The 16506-nt window shown below is 67.2% G+C and carries 17 protein-coding genes and 1 pseudogene; 5 read left to right on the forward strand and 13 right to left on the reverse strand.

Going from position 1 to position 16506, the window contains the following annotated elements:
- Positions 1-45: 45 nt before the first annotated feature.
- The 7 genes from ACWEFV_RS26405 to ACWEFV_RS26435 form a co-directional block, all read right to left on the reverse strand.
- The gene (locus tag ACWEFV_RS26405; RefSeq protein ID WP_450072329.1) at positions 46-858 is read right to left on the reverse strand and encodes an ESX secretion-associated protein EspG; all 813 of its coding nucleotides are present in this window, start codon (positions 856-858) and stop codon (positions 46-48) included.
- Positions 855-1937 (reverse strand): PPE domain-containing protein, encoded by a 1083-nt coding sequence (locus tag ACWEFV_RS26410; RefSeq protein WP_450072330.1) that lies wholly within the window; start codon positions 1935-1937, stop codon positions 855-857. Before ACWEFV_RS26410 ends, ACWEFV_RS26405 begins: the two co-directional genes overlap by 4 nt.
- 48 nt (positions 1938-1985) lie before the next feature.
- Positions 1986-2279 carry a PE domain-containing protein gene (locus tag ACWEFV_RS26415; RefSeq protein ID WP_135459183.1) on the reverse strand — a complete coding sequence of 98 codons (294 nt, stop codon included), beginning with the start codon at positions 2277-2279 and terminating at the stop codon, positions 1986-1988.
- Between the two features lie 24 nt (positions 2280-2303).
- Complete coding sequence (locus tag ACWEFV_RS26420; RefSeq protein ID WP_450072331.1) at positions 2304-3482, reverse strand: hypothetical protein; 1179 nt, start codon at positions 3480-3482, stop codon at positions 2304-2306.
- Positions 3483-3617: 135 nt separating this feature from the next.
- A complete protein-coding gene (locus tag ACWEFV_RS26425; RefSeq protein WP_135459179.1) occupies positions 3618-3902 on the reverse strand; it encodes a hypothetical protein in 285 nt (94 codons plus the stop codon).
- Positions 3903-4305: 403 nt separating this feature from the next.
- Positions 4306-4659 (reverse strand): YbaB/EbfC family nucleoid-associated protein, encoded by a 354-nt coding sequence (locus tag ACWEFV_RS26430; RefSeq protein ID WP_450072332.1) that lies wholly within the window; start codon positions 4657-4659, stop codon positions 4306-4308.
- Positions 4656-4973 (reverse strand): hypothetical protein, encoded by a 318-nt coding sequence (locus ACWEFV_RS26435; RefSeq protein ID WP_450072333.1) that lies wholly within the window; start codon positions 4971-4973, stop codon positions 4656-4658. Before ACWEFV_RS26435 ends, ACWEFV_RS26430 begins: the two co-directional genes overlap by 4 nt.
- Before the next feature lie 69 nt (positions 4974-5042).
- On the opposite strand from ACWEFV_RS26435, the gene eccA reads away from it, so the two are divergent.
- Positions 5043-6851 carry a type VII secretion AAA-ATPase EccA gene (eccA, locus tag ACWEFV_RS26440; RefSeq protein WP_450072334.1) on the forward strand — a complete coding sequence of 603 codons (1809 nt, stop codon included), beginning with the start codon at positions 5043-5045 and terminating at the stop codon, positions 6849-6851.
- A 54-nt stretch (positions 6852-6905) separates the two neighbouring features.
- Positions 6906-7895, forward strand: a pseudogene (locus ACWEFV_RS26445) (AAA family ATPase); the annotation flags it as partial.
- A gap of 6 nt (positions 7896-7901) precedes the next feature.
- Here the strand turns inward: ACWEFV_RS26445 and ACWEFV_RS26450 are convergent.
- Positions 7902-8621 (reverse strand): class I SAM-dependent methyltransferase, encoded by a 720-nt coding sequence (locus ACWEFV_RS26450; RefSeq protein WP_135459169.1) that lies wholly within the window; start codon positions 8619-8621, stop codon positions 7902-7904.
- 101 nt (positions 8622-8722) lie between these two features.
- On the opposite strand from ACWEFV_RS26450, the gene glpK reads away from it, so the two are divergent.
- Entirely contained in the window at positions 8723-10189 is a 1467-nt protein-coding gene (gene glpK, locus ACWEFV_RS26455) for a glycerol kinase GlpK (RefSeq protein WP_450072442.1), read from the forward strand.
- Between the two features lies 1 nt (position 10190).
- Here the strand turns inward: glpK and ACWEFV_RS26460 are convergent, their stop codons facing one another.
- The 3 genes from ACWEFV_RS26460 to ACWEFV_RS26470 all read right to left on the reverse strand — a co-directional run bounded on the left by ACWEFV_RS26460 (position 10191) and on the right by ACWEFV_RS26470 (position 12202).
- Positions 10191-10871: a hypothetical protein gene (locus ACWEFV_RS26460; protein ID WP_450072335.1), complete on the reverse strand. Its 681-nt coding sequence runs from the start codon at positions 10869-10871 to the stop codon at positions 10191-10193.
- A 20-nt stretch (positions 10872-10891) separates the two neighbouring features.
- The gene (locus ACWEFV_RS26465) at positions 10892-11614 is read right to left on the reverse strand and encodes a PadR family transcriptional regulator (RefSeq protein WP_450072336.1); all 723 of its coding nucleotides are present in this window, start codon (positions 11612-11614) and stop codon (positions 10892-10894) included.
- Between the two features lie 69 nt (positions 11615-11683).
- Complete coding sequence (locus tag ACWEFV_RS26470) at positions 11684-12202, reverse strand: PadR family transcriptional regulator (protein WP_135459161.1); 519 nt, start codon at positions 12200-12202, stop codon at positions 11684-11686.
- A gap of 58 nt (positions 12203-12260) precedes the next feature.
- Here ACWEFV_RS26470 and ACWEFV_RS26475 point away from each other — a divergent pair, with 58 nt between their 5' ends.
- Positions 12261-13571, forward strand: a complete 1311-nt coding sequence (locus ACWEFV_RS26475; RefSeq protein ID WP_450072337.1) for a carotenoid oxygenase family protein — start codon at positions 12261-12263, stop codon at positions 13569-13571.
- Between the two features lie 9 nt (positions 13572-13580).
- Positions 13581-14750 (forward strand): cation:proton antiporter, encoded by a 1170-nt coding sequence (locus tag ACWEFV_RS26480; RefSeq protein WP_450072338.1) that lies wholly within the window; start codon positions 13581-13583, stop codon positions 14748-14750.
- On the opposite strand, the gene ACWEFV_RS26485 is transcribed toward ACWEFV_RS26480, so the two are convergent.
- Positions 14722-15648, reverse strand: coding sequence for an AraC family transcriptional regulator (locus tag ACWEFV_RS26485; protein WP_450072339.1), 927 nt, complete (start codon positions 15646-15648; stop codon positions 14722-14724). The genes ACWEFV_RS26480 and ACWEFV_RS26485 overlap by 29 nt on opposite strands.
- A 17-nt stretch (positions 15649-15665) precedes the next feature.
- Positions 15666-16418, reverse strand: coding sequence for a class I SAM-dependent methyltransferase (locus ACWEFV_RS26490; RefSeq protein ID WP_450072340.1), 753 nt, complete (start codon positions 16416-16418; stop codon positions 15666-15668).
- Positions 16419-16506 lie beyond the last annotated feature (88 nt).

Consider the following 16506-nt stretch of genomic DNA (forward strand, 5'->3'; position numbering starts at 1 on the left):
TCGCCGGACGGTGGTTGAGAATTCGCTGGTGAACACGGAGCGGATCTAGCAGTCCCCCCATCTGTAGCCGGACAGCTCGACAAGCTGGCCGATGGCCTGCCTGATCGTGTGGTCCGATCCCGGCTTGAGGGTGGTCCACAACTGGCCACTGGGCGAGGCGCTCGGGGCGCCGACGATCCGTCCCCGCTTGGTGTAGAAGATGGCGACCGCCCCGGCAGAACGTGACACGCGGTCCACGTCGTCATCGAGTGCGTAGTAGACGATCTCGGCGAAGGCCAGCCGTGCGGCCAGCGCCGAGCCCAGCATCATCGCGGTTCGGGTGTCGGCTCCCAGAGCCCGGACCCGGTCGGACAACTCGGTGGGTTCATGGGAGTCCGACAGCGCCTGGGCGACCTCGGTCAGCGGCGCGCCGACGGGACTGATCTCGGCTGGGACGGCCGCGGGGAGGCGACGCAACAGGGCACCGGTGGCGCTGGAAAGGTTTGCGCCGTCGTCGATCAGGTCCAGGGTGATCTCGTCGCCGACCCGGCAGGCCGAGACGCACTGTGTGCCATGGCGTACGACCGTGACGCGGGCCAGGCCATCGGGGGTGACCAGGCGCATCGCGAGCTCACGATCCGGCCGTTGCAGCGACTCCACGACCACGGCGAGTTCGGTGCCGACCTCCCCGGCTGACAGTAGGCCGCGTTCGGTCAGGTTCCGGGTGGCCGCACCGGCCGCCTCGGCCCGTGCCGTCCCAGTGGGGTGCCGCGGTCGGAGGTCCAGCACCACTGGTAGCGCCTGGACTCCGAGACGTGCTGCCAGAACGTGCAGTTCGTCGTCGGTGACGACGAACTGGGGAGCGAGCGAGGCCGTCATAGGTTGAGCCCCCGGTCCACGCCGATCACCGGAGGAGTGACCCAGCGGTTGTCCACCTGCTCAAGCGTCCGTTCGGGTTCGTCGGCGAAGCCCTCGCCGGCGGGCACCTCGGGGGCGGCCAGTTCGTCGAACACCGCGGTGTCGGGACCCCAACTGACGTTCGACACCGTGAACGGTGCGTCGTTCTGCTGCGCGGTGGGAAGCCAGGACTGTCCGGCATCGGACACCCCGGCACCCGGTTCGCCCGCCCCGTCGAGAGTTGCCGCAGGCTGCACCGACTCGTAGTCGCGGCTCTGGTCGTTACGTCCCATGGCACCCATCGGTGCATAGGGAGCCCCACCCATGCCGGTGCCCGAGGAGCCTCCGGCACCGGTGAATCCGGTCTTCTGCAGCGCCTTCGGGTCAGCGCTCGACTTGACGCCCGGTGCGAACATGGGGGCCAGCGGCGGCGGTGGCACCGCCGCAACCCCGCCGGAGGCACCGCCGCCACCGCCGGGTGCGCCGTCGGTGCCCTGTTCGGCCTTGAGCGCATTGCCTTTTGACACCTGCGGAGGCAGAGGCTGATCCCACGGCTGGGCCAGCGGAGCAGCGGCCTCCTCGTACTGTTGCATGACGGCCGCGGCGTTGGCCGCATCAGCGGTGGCGGCCGCGTCGAACTCGGCGAACATCCCGGTCAGGACGGCCCCGTTGTACGCCGCCAGCGAGGCCATCATGTCCTGGGCGGTCTTTGTCTCGACGGCCTCCGCCACGCTGGGCATCGCGAGTACCGCCACCGTGTTCGCGACCGCGGCTTCCTCGGCGCGTTGGCCGTTGCCTGCTGCGCTGAGGCTGATCGCCTGCAGCCACTGGCCGAACTCTTCCAGGCGTTGCGCCGCCGCGCTGGAGGCCTGGCTGTCCCAGGCGGTCCGCAGGCGTGCCACCAGCTTGTCGAAATCAACGGAGACATTTGCCAATTCGTTGGCGACCCGGATCCAGGCCGCGCCGGCACCGCCGACCGATGACGGACCGGGCCCCTCGGTGAGGTCACGAGCCAGCTGCTCGGTGCTGCGTGACTCCCACGCAACGTCGGTGAACCCCACGCCCAGCAACCTCCCCTCGCGAAACAGAACCGGATGTACGTGTGACGGTCAGGCGGAGAAGTCCTCCGAGGCGGCAATGTTGGACGAATGGCCGCGCAGTGTCGCGGCCACCTCGTGGACCTCGGCCATACCCTGATCGGTGGAGGTGCCGAACGAGGTGTGGACCTCGTTGAGAGTCTGGGCAATTCGTTGTGACACCTCGTCACGGGCCGACGGGGTCACCGTGAGGTTGGGCGCCTCGTCGGTCATCACCCGCTGAACCCGGTTGGCGAGTTCGTCGAGCTGGCGGCTGATCTCCTGCACCTCTGCGGGCTGGATGGACATTCCGTCGGTGTCGGCCATGACCGTTCTCCTTGGTTGGGATGACTAGATCCGGAGTTCGACGTCCGGAGGCTGATACGGGTCGGCCTCCCCGAGGACCGGGGGTGCCGCAGTGCCGAGATCGCCGACGATCTCGCTGCCCTGGTCGGTGGTGTGCAGGAAGGACGCCGACGTGTGGTTGTTGCCGGACGAGGCGTTCGCGCCCTGGCCGGCGCCCATCGCCCCCATGGGCGCGCCCCCCATCATGCCGGGCGAGCCGACGCCGCCGACCCGTGGTGCAGCTGATTGTGATGGGGCGCTGGCACTTTCGGCCTGAATCATGGCCGACATCGGTAGCGACCGGGGCGCGGGCGTTCCGCCGCCCCCGATTCCGCCGCCGACACCGCCGGCACCCATTCCCCCACCCGCGAGCGCGGGGTCGCCTTCACCTTCTCCCAGAGCGTCGGCGGCCGGGTCCATCGGATCGATCGCGGGATTCGCGGCGTTCTGACTGGCCGCCGACGCCGCGCCGGTGCCGGCCTGCACTCCCGCCTCGGCGCCTTTGATCGCCATCGGCATCAGCGGGGCCAGGCCGGCCAGCGACGAGGCGCCCTCGGGGGCGGCGGTGATGCCCACCGGTGCACCGGCCGTGGTGACCTGGGCGGCCTGGGTGGCGAGCGAAGTCTGCAGCTCCGTCATCACCTCGGCAGTGGTGGCAATTGCCTTGTTGGCAGCGGCGATTGCCGCGGCCCACCCCCACGGGAAGATGATCATGGGCCCGATGGCCGCGATCGTCGCGGCGAACTCGGTGATGATGGCGATGAGCCGGACCCTGGCCTGGCCGACGTTGGCGGCGGCCGCGGTCAAACTGCTATTCAGGGCTTCGGATTGGGCACCTACCTCGGCCCCGTTGGAAATGGCGGTCGTGGTCTTGGCCGCCGCGGCGGTACCGGACGCGCCCTGCCAGGCGTCGCCCGCCGAGCTGACCGACCTCGCCATGGGGCCGCCGGTGGCCTGGAACATCTTGGCGATGGCCGGCAGCATCGTCGTCGGATCGACCCCTTCGAACATGCCGCTGCCCAGCGTGCTGAGCGCATCGGTGACCGGGCTGATCAACGCACTCGGATCCATCGGATTGGCGGGTGGCTGCTGTTCGGGTTGGCCTTCGGGCGGCGGTTCTTCTACCGGCTTTTGATCCGCAATTGGCGGCAAACCCAGGCGGTCGAGAATTTGTTGGACTGGCAAATTCAGAAAGTCTTGCAGATTCTGTTCTTGAGCAGCGATAACCGGTGTGGCGTCGTAGCCGGGAATGCGTTGAGCCAACTGTCCAACGGGGGTTACCGGCTGGGGAGGCAAAACTGTGGGCATATGGCGTCGGGCCTAGGCGTCGTCGTTGGACAGGACGGCGGACCGAGCGCCTTCGGTGGCGGCCCCGGTGGCGGCGTGCACGCCGCCCACGAGCAGTGTGCCAGCCAAATTGTTGGCTTGAGCTGGGCCGAATGCTGCCAGATAGACCGCTCCGATCGGGCCTAGGGCGGCGGCCGCGGACATCAGCATCGCCGCTGAGTCGGCCGATCCGGCTGTGGTTATCGCGGATCCGGCCGCCTCGTTCGCGGCTGAAAAGGTGGCCATCCCCGAAGGTTGGGCGGCGAAAATGTCGCTCATCGTGCTAATACCTTTCCAGCTGGAAGCGGGGCTGTGTGGGCACGAGACCAATAAACTATAGCCGCGCCTGCCGTCCGCAGCTAACTGAATTTTCCGCGAATAATGCGTGTAGATCGTTCGTTTTGGTAATTAGCGCAATGGCAAAAATTGCTGATCACGGTGATTTTGGATGGTTTCTGCGTGCACGCTGGGAAGGAGCTGTCGTCGGGTGTTTGCCGGATCGGGCGGCGATGTGGCGCGAGTGAATCATCTTGTGTTGAAACCCAATCCATGTCCCCGCGCTGATATTTGCGGGTAACGCCCTGTGCGGTAACCGATTCGAATATCGACAGCGAACGTCAATTTTCAGCGCTGATAGCGGACTGTCAGCGTGAAACCCGCACGGATGGCAGATGAGCGAACCCTAGGCGCGTGGTTCGAAAGCGCCGCCGTCCCACCGCGTCAGCGGAGCCTGGTTCAATTCCCGCAGCCGCTGCGCGAATTCCTGGGACAAGAACTGCTGGCGGGCCGTCGCCACCTGCGCGGCAGCGCCTGCGGTTTCGACGATGAGCTTGGCCAGCGCGTCTGCACCCAGCTTGTGTGCGGTGGGTCCGAGCCAGAGCCCGGTCATCGCGCCCATGCCGTCGACTTCGGCGCTGACGTTCCCGTCACGGCTGGTGACCCGCGCCGAAATCGATTGGCAGTGCTCATCCATGGCTTGGACGAGATCACGTTGCTTGCGGATGCGGCTGATGAGTGAGTCGGCGAGACCGGTCACACTGACCTGCCCCAGGTCGTCGGGAGGTGGTCCTCCTCGCCCAGGACCTCGTCCTCGGCGCGGCCCAACTCGTCTTCGGTCGCCAACTTCAGTGGATCGATGACCGATGCGCTGTAACCCTTTTCGACCAGCTCACGCCTGCGCTCGACCTGGGCGCGCGCCGCTGACAAACGGCACAGCGCCAGGATCTCATCGGCCAGTTGTGCAGGCGGTTTCTTCAACTCGACGGCGTCGAGGCGTAGCGCGACCGGCAGACCGCGTTCGGTGGTGCGCACCGTAATCGTTCCGCCAGCTGACTGCACCGGCTGTGCCATTCTGCTCAACTTAGTACACTCGCGGGCGGATCGCGGCTGACCGTGCAGTGAGGAGATGTGTCACCTCCGATGAGTGGATCTACCGATGCGCAGCGGGTTTTCGATGCCGGGGTGCTGTCGCTCGGCATTCCCATCGACGGGTTGGAGACCGAGCGCGACCTGCAGTACGCGACGCTGGCGTTCCGCCGGGCCACCGAGTACGACCCGGACATGTGCGATGCGTGGTTGGGCCGCGCGGCCACCGGAGACACGAGTCCCGAGGTCGTCTACCACCTCTACCGCACCAGCACACTCTCGTTGTTCCGTGAACAGCGCCGACTCGGGCTGCCGCAACGGGCATTGAGCGGACGCTTCCAGACCGGCCTGTACCTCGACTACCCCTTGAGCACCAAGACCGAGATGTGGCTTGCCTACGCGGCCAGCATGATTGGCGCCAGGGATTTCGACGAGGCCGAGCAGGTGCTCGACAAGCTGGAGCAGACCCTGGCGGCGTCGGACGGTGATACCGGCGAGATCTGTGCGTATATGCGTGGGGTACTGCATTTCACCACGCAGCGCTGGCCTGACGTACTGAGCGCGTTGAGCAAGTCGGGATCGTTCACCGACAGCTACATCGGCGCCGGCGCCGATCTGATGGTCGGGTCGGCCTGCGCGCAGATGGGATTGTTCGGAGAGGGCATCCGGCGGCTCGACCGGGCGATCGAGGGGCCGGTTCCGGGAGCGCGGCGCGCTGCGGAATTCTGCAAGGGGCTGACCCTGCGGGAGATGGGCGAGGAGCAGGACGCCCGGGTGATCTTCGAACGGATCTACAGCGAGGACCCCGGATTCGAGGCGAACGCCGCGGCGTTGGCCGATCCGAAGTACCGCCTGGTGATCACCTCGAAGGAGATCGTCGACTCGCGCTCCGACCGATGGGATCCGGCCAGCGTGCCGTCGGCAGAAGACCTGCTGGCGGACGATCTCTCTGAGCGCGGCAACGAATACCTGCGGGCAGCGCAGGAGGAGCTGGACCGGCAGATCGGCTTGTCGGAGGTCAAACTTCAAGTAGCCAAACTGAAGTCGGCGGCGATGCTGGCAAAGGTCCGCGGGGACAAGGGGCTCAGCTCCGCGGCGCGCAGCCTGCACCTGGCGTTCACGGGACCGCCCGGGACCGGCAAGACCACGATCGCCCGGGTGGTGGCGCAGACCTACTGCGGGCTGGGGTTGCTGAGAACACCGAACATCGTGGAGGCCAAGCGGCACGACTTCGTCGGCCAGCATCTCGGTAGCACGGCGATCAAGACGACCGCGCTGATCGACTCGGCAATGGACGGGGTGCTGTTCATCGACGAGGCCTACACACTGATTCAGACCGGGCTTTCCGGCGGCGACGCCTTCGGTCGTGAGGCGGTCGATACCTTGCTGGCCCGCATGGAGAACGACCGCGACCGCCTGGTCGTGATCATTGCCGGCTACGACGCGGAGATCGATCGCTTCCTGGCTTCCAACGATGGTCTGGCGTCACGGTTCACCAAACGAATCCGGTTCGGCTCGTACGGCCCCCGCGAACTCGGGGACATCGGAAAGCTGGTCGCACGCACGAGGGATTCGGAACTGTCTCAGGCCGCCCACGAGGAACTCGTCAGCTCGTGCGTCGGGCTGTGCCAGAGCGAGGCGCTCGATTCGACGGGACAACTGCGGCCCGGCATCGACCTGGCCGGCAATGGCCGATTCGTGCGCAACGTGATCGAGGCGGCCGAAGAGGAACGGGAATACCGGCTCAGCGAGGTCCACGGTACGAACCTGTCGGAACTCGATGAGACGCAGCTGATGCGGATCGAATTGGCCGATATGCAGGCGGCACTCAAACAAGTGCTCGGTATGACGGCATCGAGTTGACGGAAGGAAGCAGCCATGACCGACAGCGATGACCAGCGGCTTGTGCTCGGGCCGCCGGAGCAGACTCCGTTCACGTCCATCAAGCCGGAGACTGCGACGAGTCATCGCCCGTCGCTGGTGCCGAGCAACGGCGATCTCGGGCTGGTCCGTGCCGCGCCCACCCCGAAATCGGGCTGGCGCAAGGCCGTCTACCGGGCTACCGGCATCAACCCGGGAGTCTCCGAGCAGGAAGCCGACCGCAAGTCACTTCTCGATCGGGTCAACCAGCCGGTGGTCGGCGGTCCGTTCAACATCGCCCTGTTGTCTCAGAAGGGCGGGGTGGGCAAGACGACCACCACGGTCGGGTTGGGGGCCACACTGGCGGCGACCCGCGGTGACCGGGTGATCGCGGTGGACGCCAACCCCGACTTCGGCACCCTGGCCCAGCGCGGACCCAACGAATGCGATTCCACGGTGCGTGACGTGCTCCTCGATGACGGCATATCGCGGTACTCCGACATCCGTCGCCACACCTCTCAAAGCACGAGCCGCCTGGAGATCTTGGCATCCGAGCGGGACCCGGCCACCTCGGAAGCCTTCTCGGAGTACGACTATCGCGGTGTTCTGAGTGTTTTGCAGCGCTTCTACAACATCATCCTGACGGACTGTGGCACCGGCCTGGTGCACTCGGCGATGGCGGGCGTACTCGATGCCGCGGATGCGATCGTGATCGTGGCCTCGCCTGCCATCGATTCGGCGCGCAGTGCGCTGGCGACCCTGGATTGGCTTGAGCGCAATGGTTATTCGCACCTGGTCCCGAAGGCGGTCGTGGTGGTCAGCGCGTCACGGCCGGGCGCACTCGGGCTCGACATGGGGCAGCTGTCCAACCACTTCCTGCCCAGGGTGCGAGCCCTGCACGTGATTCCGTTCGACGATCACCTGGCCGAGGGGGCCGAAGTGGACCTGGGCTTCCTGAGCGGGCCCACGCGGCAGGCGTTTCTGGAGCTGGCTTCCACTGTGGCCGACCTCTTCTCGGTGGCGCCGCAGGTCAAAAGGCGCGCCTGATGCGATTCACCGTGTGCGCCTTGCGATGACGATCTGGGGCAGGTTGAGTCCGCCGCGCAGGGTGAGCTCGATCGAGGGGTCGGCGTGACGAGCGAGGCTGCGCAATGCCGAGGGGCTGTAGCTGTGCAACGAGCTGATGACACCGTCGTGCACGAACGGCAGCAGCACGGCCGCGGGCAGCATCGTCGCCACGCCCAACAGATGCAGCGGGGCGGGCGGTCGCGGCAGATCGATGATCAGCAGGGTGTCGGCAACCCGGGTGCCCTCGGCGAACACCCGCGCCGCCTGCGCCGGGCGCAGGCGGTGGAACGACAATGCGAACAGGGCCAGGTCGTAACTGCCGTCGGCGGCGTCGATCGCCGTGGCGTCCATCTGACGGACCTCGGCGCGGGGATGGCTGCCCACATCACTCGCGGCGATGCGGGCCACCGACTCCGGGTCGACGTCGGTGACGGTGACCCGCGCCGACGGGTGATCGGCCAGCAGTTGACGCGACACCCCTCCGGGCCCGGCGCCCAACTCCAGGATCCGCGGATCGGGCACGTCGGCGACCAGATCGAGCGCGATCGCGGCGAACCGCTGGTCATTGTTGAAAAGCCGACTGGTCCAGTCCAACGCGCCGCTCGCCTGCCGGTCGGTCTCGAGCAGCCGATCCAGGCACGACGCGCGGAACCCGCCCCGTGGCATCCGGTCGATATCTGAGGGGTCGGGAGCCATGTAAGCCATGATGGACGTTTCGGCGGGCAGGAGCGACAGCGACCCGGGAAAGGGGCACAGTGGCCGACTTCGTAGCTGCAATCGACCAGGGCACCACCAGCACCCGATGCATGATCTTCGATCACGCCGGTGCCGAGGTGGGGCGCCATCAACTCGAGCACCAACAGATCCTGCCCAAGGCCGGGTGGGTGGAACACAACCCGGTCGAGATCTGGGAACGCACCTCCGCGGTGATCATGACCGCCCTGAACAAGACCAACCTGGTGGCCGGCGATCTTGCCGCGCTGGGCATCACGAACCAGCGGGAGACCACGCTGGTCTGGAACCGCCACACCGGGCGGCCGTATCACAACGCCATCGTCTGGCAGGACACCCGCACCGACCGCATCGCCGCCGCGCTCGACCGTGACGGCCGCGGTGACGTGATCCGGCGCAAGGCGGGCCTACCGCCGGCGACCTACTTCTCGGGCGGCAAGATCCAGTGGATCCTGGACAACATCGAGGGGGTCCGGCGCGACGCGGAGAACGGCGACGCGATCTTCGGCACCCCCGACAGCTGGGTGGCCTGGAATCTCACCGGCGGCTACCGCGGCGGCGTACACGTCACCGACGTCACCAACGCCAGCCGCACCATGTTGATGAACCTGGAAACTTTGGACTGGGACGACGAACTGTTGTCGTTCTTCTCGATTCCGCGGCAGATGCTGCCCGAGATCAAGCCCTCGTCATACCCGGCCTCGTTCGGGATCACCCGCGACAACGGGCCGCTGGCCGGGCAGGTACCGGTGACGGGAATCCTCGGCGATCAGCAGGCCGCCATGGTGGGGCAGGTGTGCCTGGAGCCCGGCGAGGCCAAGAACACCTACGGGACAGGCAATTTCCTGCTGCTCAACACGGGCGAGAAGATCGTGCGTTCGGACAACGGACTGCTCACCACGGTGTGCTACCAATTCGGCGACTCGAAACCCGTTTATGCCCTTGAGGGTTCGATTGCGGTGACCGGGTCGGCGGTGCAGTGGCTGCGTGATCAGCTGGGCATCATCAGCGGTGCGGCGCAGAGCGAGGCGCTGGCCAGGCAGGTGACCGACAACGGCGGCGTCTACTTCGTGCCGGCGTTCTCCGGGTTGTTCGCCCCGTACTGGCGTTCCGACGCCAGGGGCGTCATCGTCGGGCTGTCCCGCTTCAACACCAACGCCCACCTGGCGCGGGCCACCCTGGAGGCGATCTGTTACCAGAGCCGCGACGTGGTGGAGGCCATGGAGGCCGATTCCGGTGTGCACCTTGAGGTTCTGAAGGTCGACGGCGGTATCACCGCCAATTCGCTGTGCATGCAGATCCAGGCCGACGTGCTGGGAGTCGACGTGGTCAAGCCCGTGGTGGCCGAGACCACCGCGCTGGGCGCGGCGTATGCGGCCGGGCTCGCGGTGGGGTTCTGGGAGAGCGCCGACGATCTGCGGGCCAACTGGCAGGAAGGCCAGCGCTGGAGCCCGCATTGGGATGACGAACAGCGTTCCGGCGGTTACGCCGGTTGGCGCAAAGCTGTGTCACGCACCCTGGACTGGGTCGAGATCGACTGATCTACTGTCGCTGGCACTTGGCGACGATCGCCTTGAACTCGTCGGAATACTGCACGCCGAGAACCGCGTGGTCGGCGCTCTGCTTGTTGCGGACGGCATCGGTGATCTGTCCGGCCAGCTCGGCCATCTTGTGGGCGTGCGGCCCGACCTCGCTGTCGGTCACCTGATCGGCGGCCTCGCGGATGAGTTTCGACCAATTCTCGTAGTCGCCCACCGCCGGACCTGGCTTGCCGGGGGGCGGGGGTGTGAGCGCGCCCAAGCTCGCGTTCGTGTAGTCCACCAGTAGCTGGGCCTGCCGGCAGCCCTTGTTCCCGGTGTAGGTCAGTGCGGTCACGCCCACGATCACCAGGACGGCGCACGCGGCGGCGGCGGTCGCGATAGCAATGTTGCGTGGCTCGGCATCGGGGACGCGTCGACGCCACATCACATGCGCGACGACAACGGCGGCCACACCCACCACCGCCATGATGATGGCATCCCGCAGGTCCCCGGAACCGACACCGGATGCCGAGCCGACGGCCCCCATCGTCGCGGCGGCGGCGAGCAGGACCAGAAGCCACTGCCAGATACCGCGCCGGCGCTGGTAGGCGTCGACGTCACGGAATTGGAGTCCGATGACCGCGCCGGCCGCGGTCAGGACTGCGACGACGGCCGGCGCGATGATTGTGACGAGGCTGCTCACAAAGGGCAGCCTACGGGCCGCTACTCCTCGCCGAGGATCTGGTAGATCTCGCGGCGGGCGTTGTTGACGGCGTCGAGGATGCGTTGGCGCTGGTCCTCGCTCGCGGTGAAGCTCGACTGACCGACGGCGGCCATCAGTTGGCTGGCGGCCGCGTGCAGGTTGGCTGCGCCGGGGTCGACATCATCGGCGATCTGCGCCCACGGCGGGGTTTCGATCTGGGCCGCGGCCTTCCGGCCCTCTTCGGTCAGCTCGAAGGTCTTCTTGCTGCCGTCGGATTCGGCCGGGACGATCAGTCCCTCATCGACGAGCAGTTGCAGCGTCGGGTACACCGAGCCGGGGCTGGGCTTCCACAGGTTGTTGCTGCGGGCGGCGATTTCCTGCGTCATCTCGTAGCCGTGCATGGGCCGTTCGGCCAGCAGGGTCAGGATGGCGGCACGGACGTCGCCGCGCCGGCCGCGTCGCCCGCCGCGGCCCCGGTGGCCGCCGAAAGGTCCGCCCATGGGGCCGCCGAGAGGTCCCGGCCCGAAACCGAAGCCCAAGCCTCGGGCGCCGCGCGGGTCGAAATTGAATCCGGTCTGGCAGGTGGGGTCGACGCCCTCTTCGCAGGCCGCCTCCGCCTGCGCGCGCATCTGCTCGCGCAGGTCCCGTCGGGCGTGGCGGATCTGGTGAAACATCGTGCGGGCTTCTTCGCGCCCGAAGGGTACGAAACCGAAGCCGCTCTGTGGGTTGAATGGGTTGGTCATTGGATAAGTCCTTCGTTGTCGTGGAGGAGCGCTGTCAGCGCTTCCGATGCGTCAACGATATATCGGGATCTATCGGTTGTCGATAGTCTTTTTGAGCCAATGTGCCCACTCGGCCTGCATGGCGTTGAAGCGCAGGCCGTACTCAAGGGCCCCGTGCCCGTACCGGTCCTCGTCGGTGTCGGCCCAGGGGATGGAGGCCTCCAGTTCCTTGAGTCGCGATACCTCGGATTCGGAGTGGGCGGCCAGGGCGGTGAGATGGTCAAGTGCCTGGTCGCGGGGCAATTCGCCGAGTAGGAACACCCGCAGCAGCCCGGCGCTGCGCTCGGGTGGGTCGTCGGCGGGATTGGTGATCCAGCGCTCGAGTTCGGTGCGGCCGGCGGCGGTGATGCGGTACTCCTTGCGGCCGCGGGGGCCGATCGCCGACACCTCGATCAGGCCGGCGTCGGCGAGCTTGTTCAGCTCGCCGTACAGCTGGCTCTGGGTGGCCGGCCAGACGTTCGCCATCGATTTCTCGAACCGCTTGAGCAGGTCGTACCCGCTGCCGGGGTGCTGTGCCAACAGGCCAAGTGCCGCCATGCGCAGACTCATGCCCGGAGTCTACCGTCCACTATTGACATGTCAGTTATGGAATGTCACCGTGGAGCGCATGACTTCAGCCCTGCCCATCGGTGAAACCGACTTCTTCCGGCGCGGCAACTACGCGCCCGTCGCCGACGAACTCACCGAATACGACCTGCCCGTCGACGGCGCCATCCCCGCCGAACTCGACGGCTGGTACCTGCGCAACGGCCCGAACCCACGTCAGGCGACCGAGCACTGGTTCACCGGCGACGGCATGATCCACGGCATCCGCATCGAGAACGGCGCGGCCAAGTGGTACCGCAACCGCTGGGTGCGCACCGACAGCTTCATCAAGGACTTCCCGCTGTACAACAAGGACGGCACCCGCAACCTGCGGTCAGCCGTCGCCAACACCCACGTCGTCAACCATGCGGGAAAGACCCTGGCGCTGGTGGAAAGCTCACTGCCGTACGAGATCACCAACGAGCTGGAAACGGTGGGCGCCTACGACTTCGGGGGAAAGCTCGTCGATTCGATGACGGCGCACCCCAAGATCTGCCCGACGACCGGCGAGCTGCATTTCTTCGGATACGGCAGCATCTTCGAGCCCTACGTCACCTATCACCGGGCCGACGCCGACGGTGAATTGACCGTCAACCAGCCGGTGGATGTCAAGGCGCACACCATGATGCACGACTTCGCGATGACATCGCGTCACGTCATCTTCATGGATCTTCCGGTGGTGTTCGACCTCGACATCGCCGTCAAGGGTGAAGGCGACATGCCCTACCGGTGGAGTGACGACTACGGCGCCCGCTTCGGCGTCATGCGCCGTGATGATCCGGCCGCCCCGATCCGCTGGTTCGACATCGACCCGTGCTACGTATTCCACGTGGCGAACGCCCACGAAGACGGCAATTCCATCGTGCTGCAGGCAGTTCGATATCCCGAGCTCTGGCGTAACAACGGCGGGTTCGATGTCGAAGGCATGCTGTGGGAGTGGCGGATCGACCTGGCGGCCGGCAGCGTCCGCGAACGCCAGCTCGACGACCTGGGGGTGGAGTTCCCGCGTATCGACGATCGCCTGGCCGGCCTGCCCGCCCGGTACTCGGTGTCCGTCGCGGACAATGCCTGGATCCGCCATGACCTGACCACCGGTGCCGGAGTGCGCCACGACCTCGGGTCCGGCGGACCCGGCGAAGCCGTCTTCATCCCCGGCGCGGGTCCGGCCGACGAGCGCAACGGGTGGTACCTCGGCTACGTCTACAACCCCGAGCGCGACGGCAGCGACCTGGTGATCCTCGATGCGTCGGACTTCGGCGGAAAACCCGTCGCCACCATCAAACTGCCGCAACGCGTTCCATATGGCTTCCACGGAAACTGGATCAGCGCCTAATGTGAGCCGGTGGCCGCGTTCGGGTTCGACACATTGGCGCTGGTCACGGTCATCGGCCTGACCGGACCGGCGTTGGCTGCCGTGCCGCGGTTGCGCATCCCGGTGATCATCGGTGAGCTGGTCGCGGGGATCGTGGTCGGTAGCACCGGATTCGGCATCGTCGATCACACCGACCCGACATTCACCCTGCTGGCCAACATCGGTTTCGCGTTGGTGATGTTCGTCGTCGGCACCCACGTCCCGGTGCGCGACACCACGCTGCGCACCGCGATCCCCAAGGCGCTGCTGCGGGCGGTCTTCGTGGGTGCGGTGGCCGCGGTGCTCGGCGTTGTGATCGCGCGTGCGTTCGGCTCCGGGCACGCGGCGCTGTACGCCGTGGTGATGGCCTCGTCTTCGGCAGCCCTGGCCCTGCCGGTGATCGACGGGTTGCGCCTGGAAGGGCCGCCCGTGCTGTCCGTGACCGCTCAGATCGCCATCGCCGACACCGCGTCGATCGTGTTGCTGCCGTTGGTGATCGACATCCAGCGGGCCCCACGCGCGGCCCTGGGGGCGCTGGCCATCGCGGGTTGCGCGGGCGTTCTGTTCGTCGTGTTGCGGGCCGGGTACGCGCGGGGCCTGCGCCGGCGCGTGCACCACTACTCGGCGAAACACAAGTTCGCGCTCGAGCTCCGGTTCAGCCTGATCTTCCTGTTCGGGCTGTCGGCGGTCGCGCTGACCACCCACGTCTCGATCATGCTCGCCGGTTTCGCGCTGGGCCTGGTGGTGTCGGCGATCGGTGAGCCCCGCCGGCTGGCCAGGCAGCTGTTCGGTATCACCGACGGGTTCTTCGGCCCATTGTTCTTCGTCTGGCTGGGCGCCTCGCTGCAGGTGCGCGAACTCGCCGACCATCCCGAATTCATCCTGCTCGGTGTGGCGTTGGGCCTCGGTGCGGTGCTCGCGCACGGCGCGGGCCGGTTGTTCGGCCAGCCGGTGACGCTCGCGGTGTTCTCCGCTGCCCAGCTCGGCGTCCCGGTCGCGGCCGCCACCCTGGGTACCGAGCAGCACCTGTTGGCGCCGGGTGAGCCCGCGGCCCTGATGCTCGGTGCGCTGCTCACCATCGCCACCACGTCGATCGCCGGGGCGTTGGCGGCGCGGCGGGCAGGTGCGCCGATCAAACCGCCCGATGTTCATTCGGACTGACCCCGTAGGACCGCTTGAACGCGCTGCTCAACGCGAACGGTGTGGAGTAGCCGACCTGCCGGGCCACGGCGGCGATCGTGGCCTCGCTGCCGCGCAGCAGGTCGGCCGCCAGCGCCAGGCGCCAGCCGGTGAGGAACGCGATCGGCGGTTCGCCGACCTGATCGGTGAACCGGCGGGCGAACGCCGCCCGCGAACACCCCACGGCTGCAGCAAGATTGGCCACGGTCCAGGGATGCGCCGGATTGTTGTAGATCAGTTTGAGGGCAGGCCCGACGACAGGGTCCTGTTCGGCCTGCCACCACGACGGTGCATTGCCGTCCCGGTCGAACCACATGCGCAGCACGCCGATCAGCAACAGGTCGAGCAGGCGGTCGAGGTAGGCCTCCTGGCCGGGTCCGTCGCGGCCCGCCTCGATGGACAGCAGGTCGATCAGCGGGGTGTCCCACTCGTCCGCCCGCAGCACCAGCACCGCCGGCAGGGCATCGAGCAGGCGGGCGCTGACCTCGCTGCGGCCCTCGTAGGCGCAGACGATCGACTCCGATGATCCGGTCGCGCTGTTGCCCCAGCTGCGAAGGCCCAGCGACATCTCGAATTGCAGATCTTCACCGGACAGGGTGGTGCAGCGTTGGCCGGGATTGATGACGACGCTCGGCGGCGTGGCCGGATCGTCTGCGAAGACATAGTTTTCGGTGCCGCGGGTCAGGGCGACGTCGCCCGCGCCCAACCGGAACGTGCCACTGCGATCAGCGACGATCACCGCGTCACCGCGGGTCTGACAGATCAGCGCCAAAGGTGCTTCGTCGCGGATGGCCAGCGACCAGGGCGGATCCATGCGCAACCGCAAGACGAACGCACCCCGCGCGCGTACCCCGTCGAGCAGTCCGACCAGGGCGTCCACGACCGTAGGGTAGCGGCTCAACCCGGCTTGCGCGCCTCGATCAGGTGCCGTGACGAGTGCGCGACGAACGAACCGTCGGCCTGGATCTGCCGGTGCAACGCGGAGAGTTGGTCCCGGTAGGCGCCAACGGTGAAGCCGGGCACTATCCAGATGACCTTGCGCAGGAAGTACACCACCGCGCCGATGTCGAAGAACTCCACCCGTAGCCGCTCGGCACGCAGGTCGACGATGTCGAGGCCGGCGGCCCGCGCCGCGGCGGCCTCGGTTTCGGGGTCGCGGGCCCTGCGAGCCTCCGGCTGTGGCCCGAGAAAATGCTCGGTCAGTTCGAAAACACTTGCCGGACCCACGTGTTGGGCCAGATACGTACCGCCCGGGGTCAATACGCGGACGATCTCGTCCCACCACACGGTGGCCGGATGCCGGCTGAGCACCAGATCGAATGCCGCGTCGGCGAACGGCAGCGGCGGCTCGTCGGGATCGGCGACCACGACGACGCCGCGGGGTCCCAGCAGCCGGGTGGCGCGGTCGAGATTGGGTGGCCAGGATTCGGTGGCCGCCATGGTCGGTGGGAACTCCGTCGCTCCGGCGAGCACCTCGCCGCCACCGGTCTGGACGTCCAGCGCTGAAGACACGTTCGCCAACCGCCGGCTCATCAGGCGCTGATAGCCCCACGACGGCCGGGCCTCGGTGGCCCGGCCCTCCAGCCAGGAGAAGTCCCAGCCGTCCACCGATGCAGCGTCGGCCTCGGCCACCAACTCGTCGAACGTCACCGCCCCACCATGGCAGTGCGAAGTCGGTGAGACAACCGAATATGTAATCGGGACTCTCGACTATGGAACGTCTTTCGGTGACGCCGTT

It is taken from the genome of Mycobacterium sp. NPDC004974 (genome assembly GCF_053600815.1).

What these genes read in the sequence shown, in the direction of transcription:
- ACWEFV_RS26465 (WP_450072336.1), bottom strand. Translation starts at nt 11,614, where the DNA reads ATGACCAACCCATTCAACCCACAGAGCGGCTTCGGTTTCGTACCCTTC.
- ACWEFV_RS26415 (WP_135459183.1), bottom strand. Translation starts at nt 2,279, where the DNA reads ATGGCCGACACCGACGGAATGTCCATCCAGCCCGCAGAGGTGCAGGAG.
- ACWEFV_RS26435 (WP_450072333.1), bottom strand. Translation starts at nt 4,973, where the DNA reads ATGGCACAGCCGGTGCAGTCAGCTGGCGGAACGATTACGGTGCGCACC.
- ACWEFV_RS26425 (WP_135459179.1), bottom strand. Translation starts at nt 3,902, where the DNA reads ATGAGCGACATTTTCGCCGCCCAACCTTCGGGGATGGCCACCTTTTCA.
- ACWEFV_RS26475 (WP_450072337.1), top strand. Translation starts at nt 12,261, where the DNA reads ATGACTTCAGCCCTGCCCATCGGTGAAACCGACTTCTTCCGGCGCGGC.
- eccA (WP_450072334.1), top strand. Translation starts at nt 5,043, where the DNA reads ATGAGTGGATCTACCGATGCGCAGCGGGTTTTCGATGCCGGGGTGCTG.
- ACWEFV_RS26450 (WP_135459169.1), bottom strand. Translation starts at nt 8,621, where the DNA reads ATGGCTTACATGGCTCCCGACCCCTCAGATATCGACCGGATGCCACGG.
- glpK (WP_450072442.1), top strand. Translation starts at nt 8,723, where the DNA reads ATGATCTTCGATCACGCCGGTGCCGAGGTGGGGCGCCATCAACTCGAG.
- ACWEFV_RS26470 (WP_135459161.1), bottom strand. Translation starts at nt 12,202, where the DNA reads ATGAGTCTGCGCATGGCGGCACTTGGCCTGTTGGCACAGCACCCCGGC.
- ACWEFV_RS26405 (WP_450072329.1), bottom strand. Translation starts at nt 858, where the DNA reads ATGACGGCCTCGCTCGCTCCCCAGTTCGTCGTCACCGACGACGAACTG.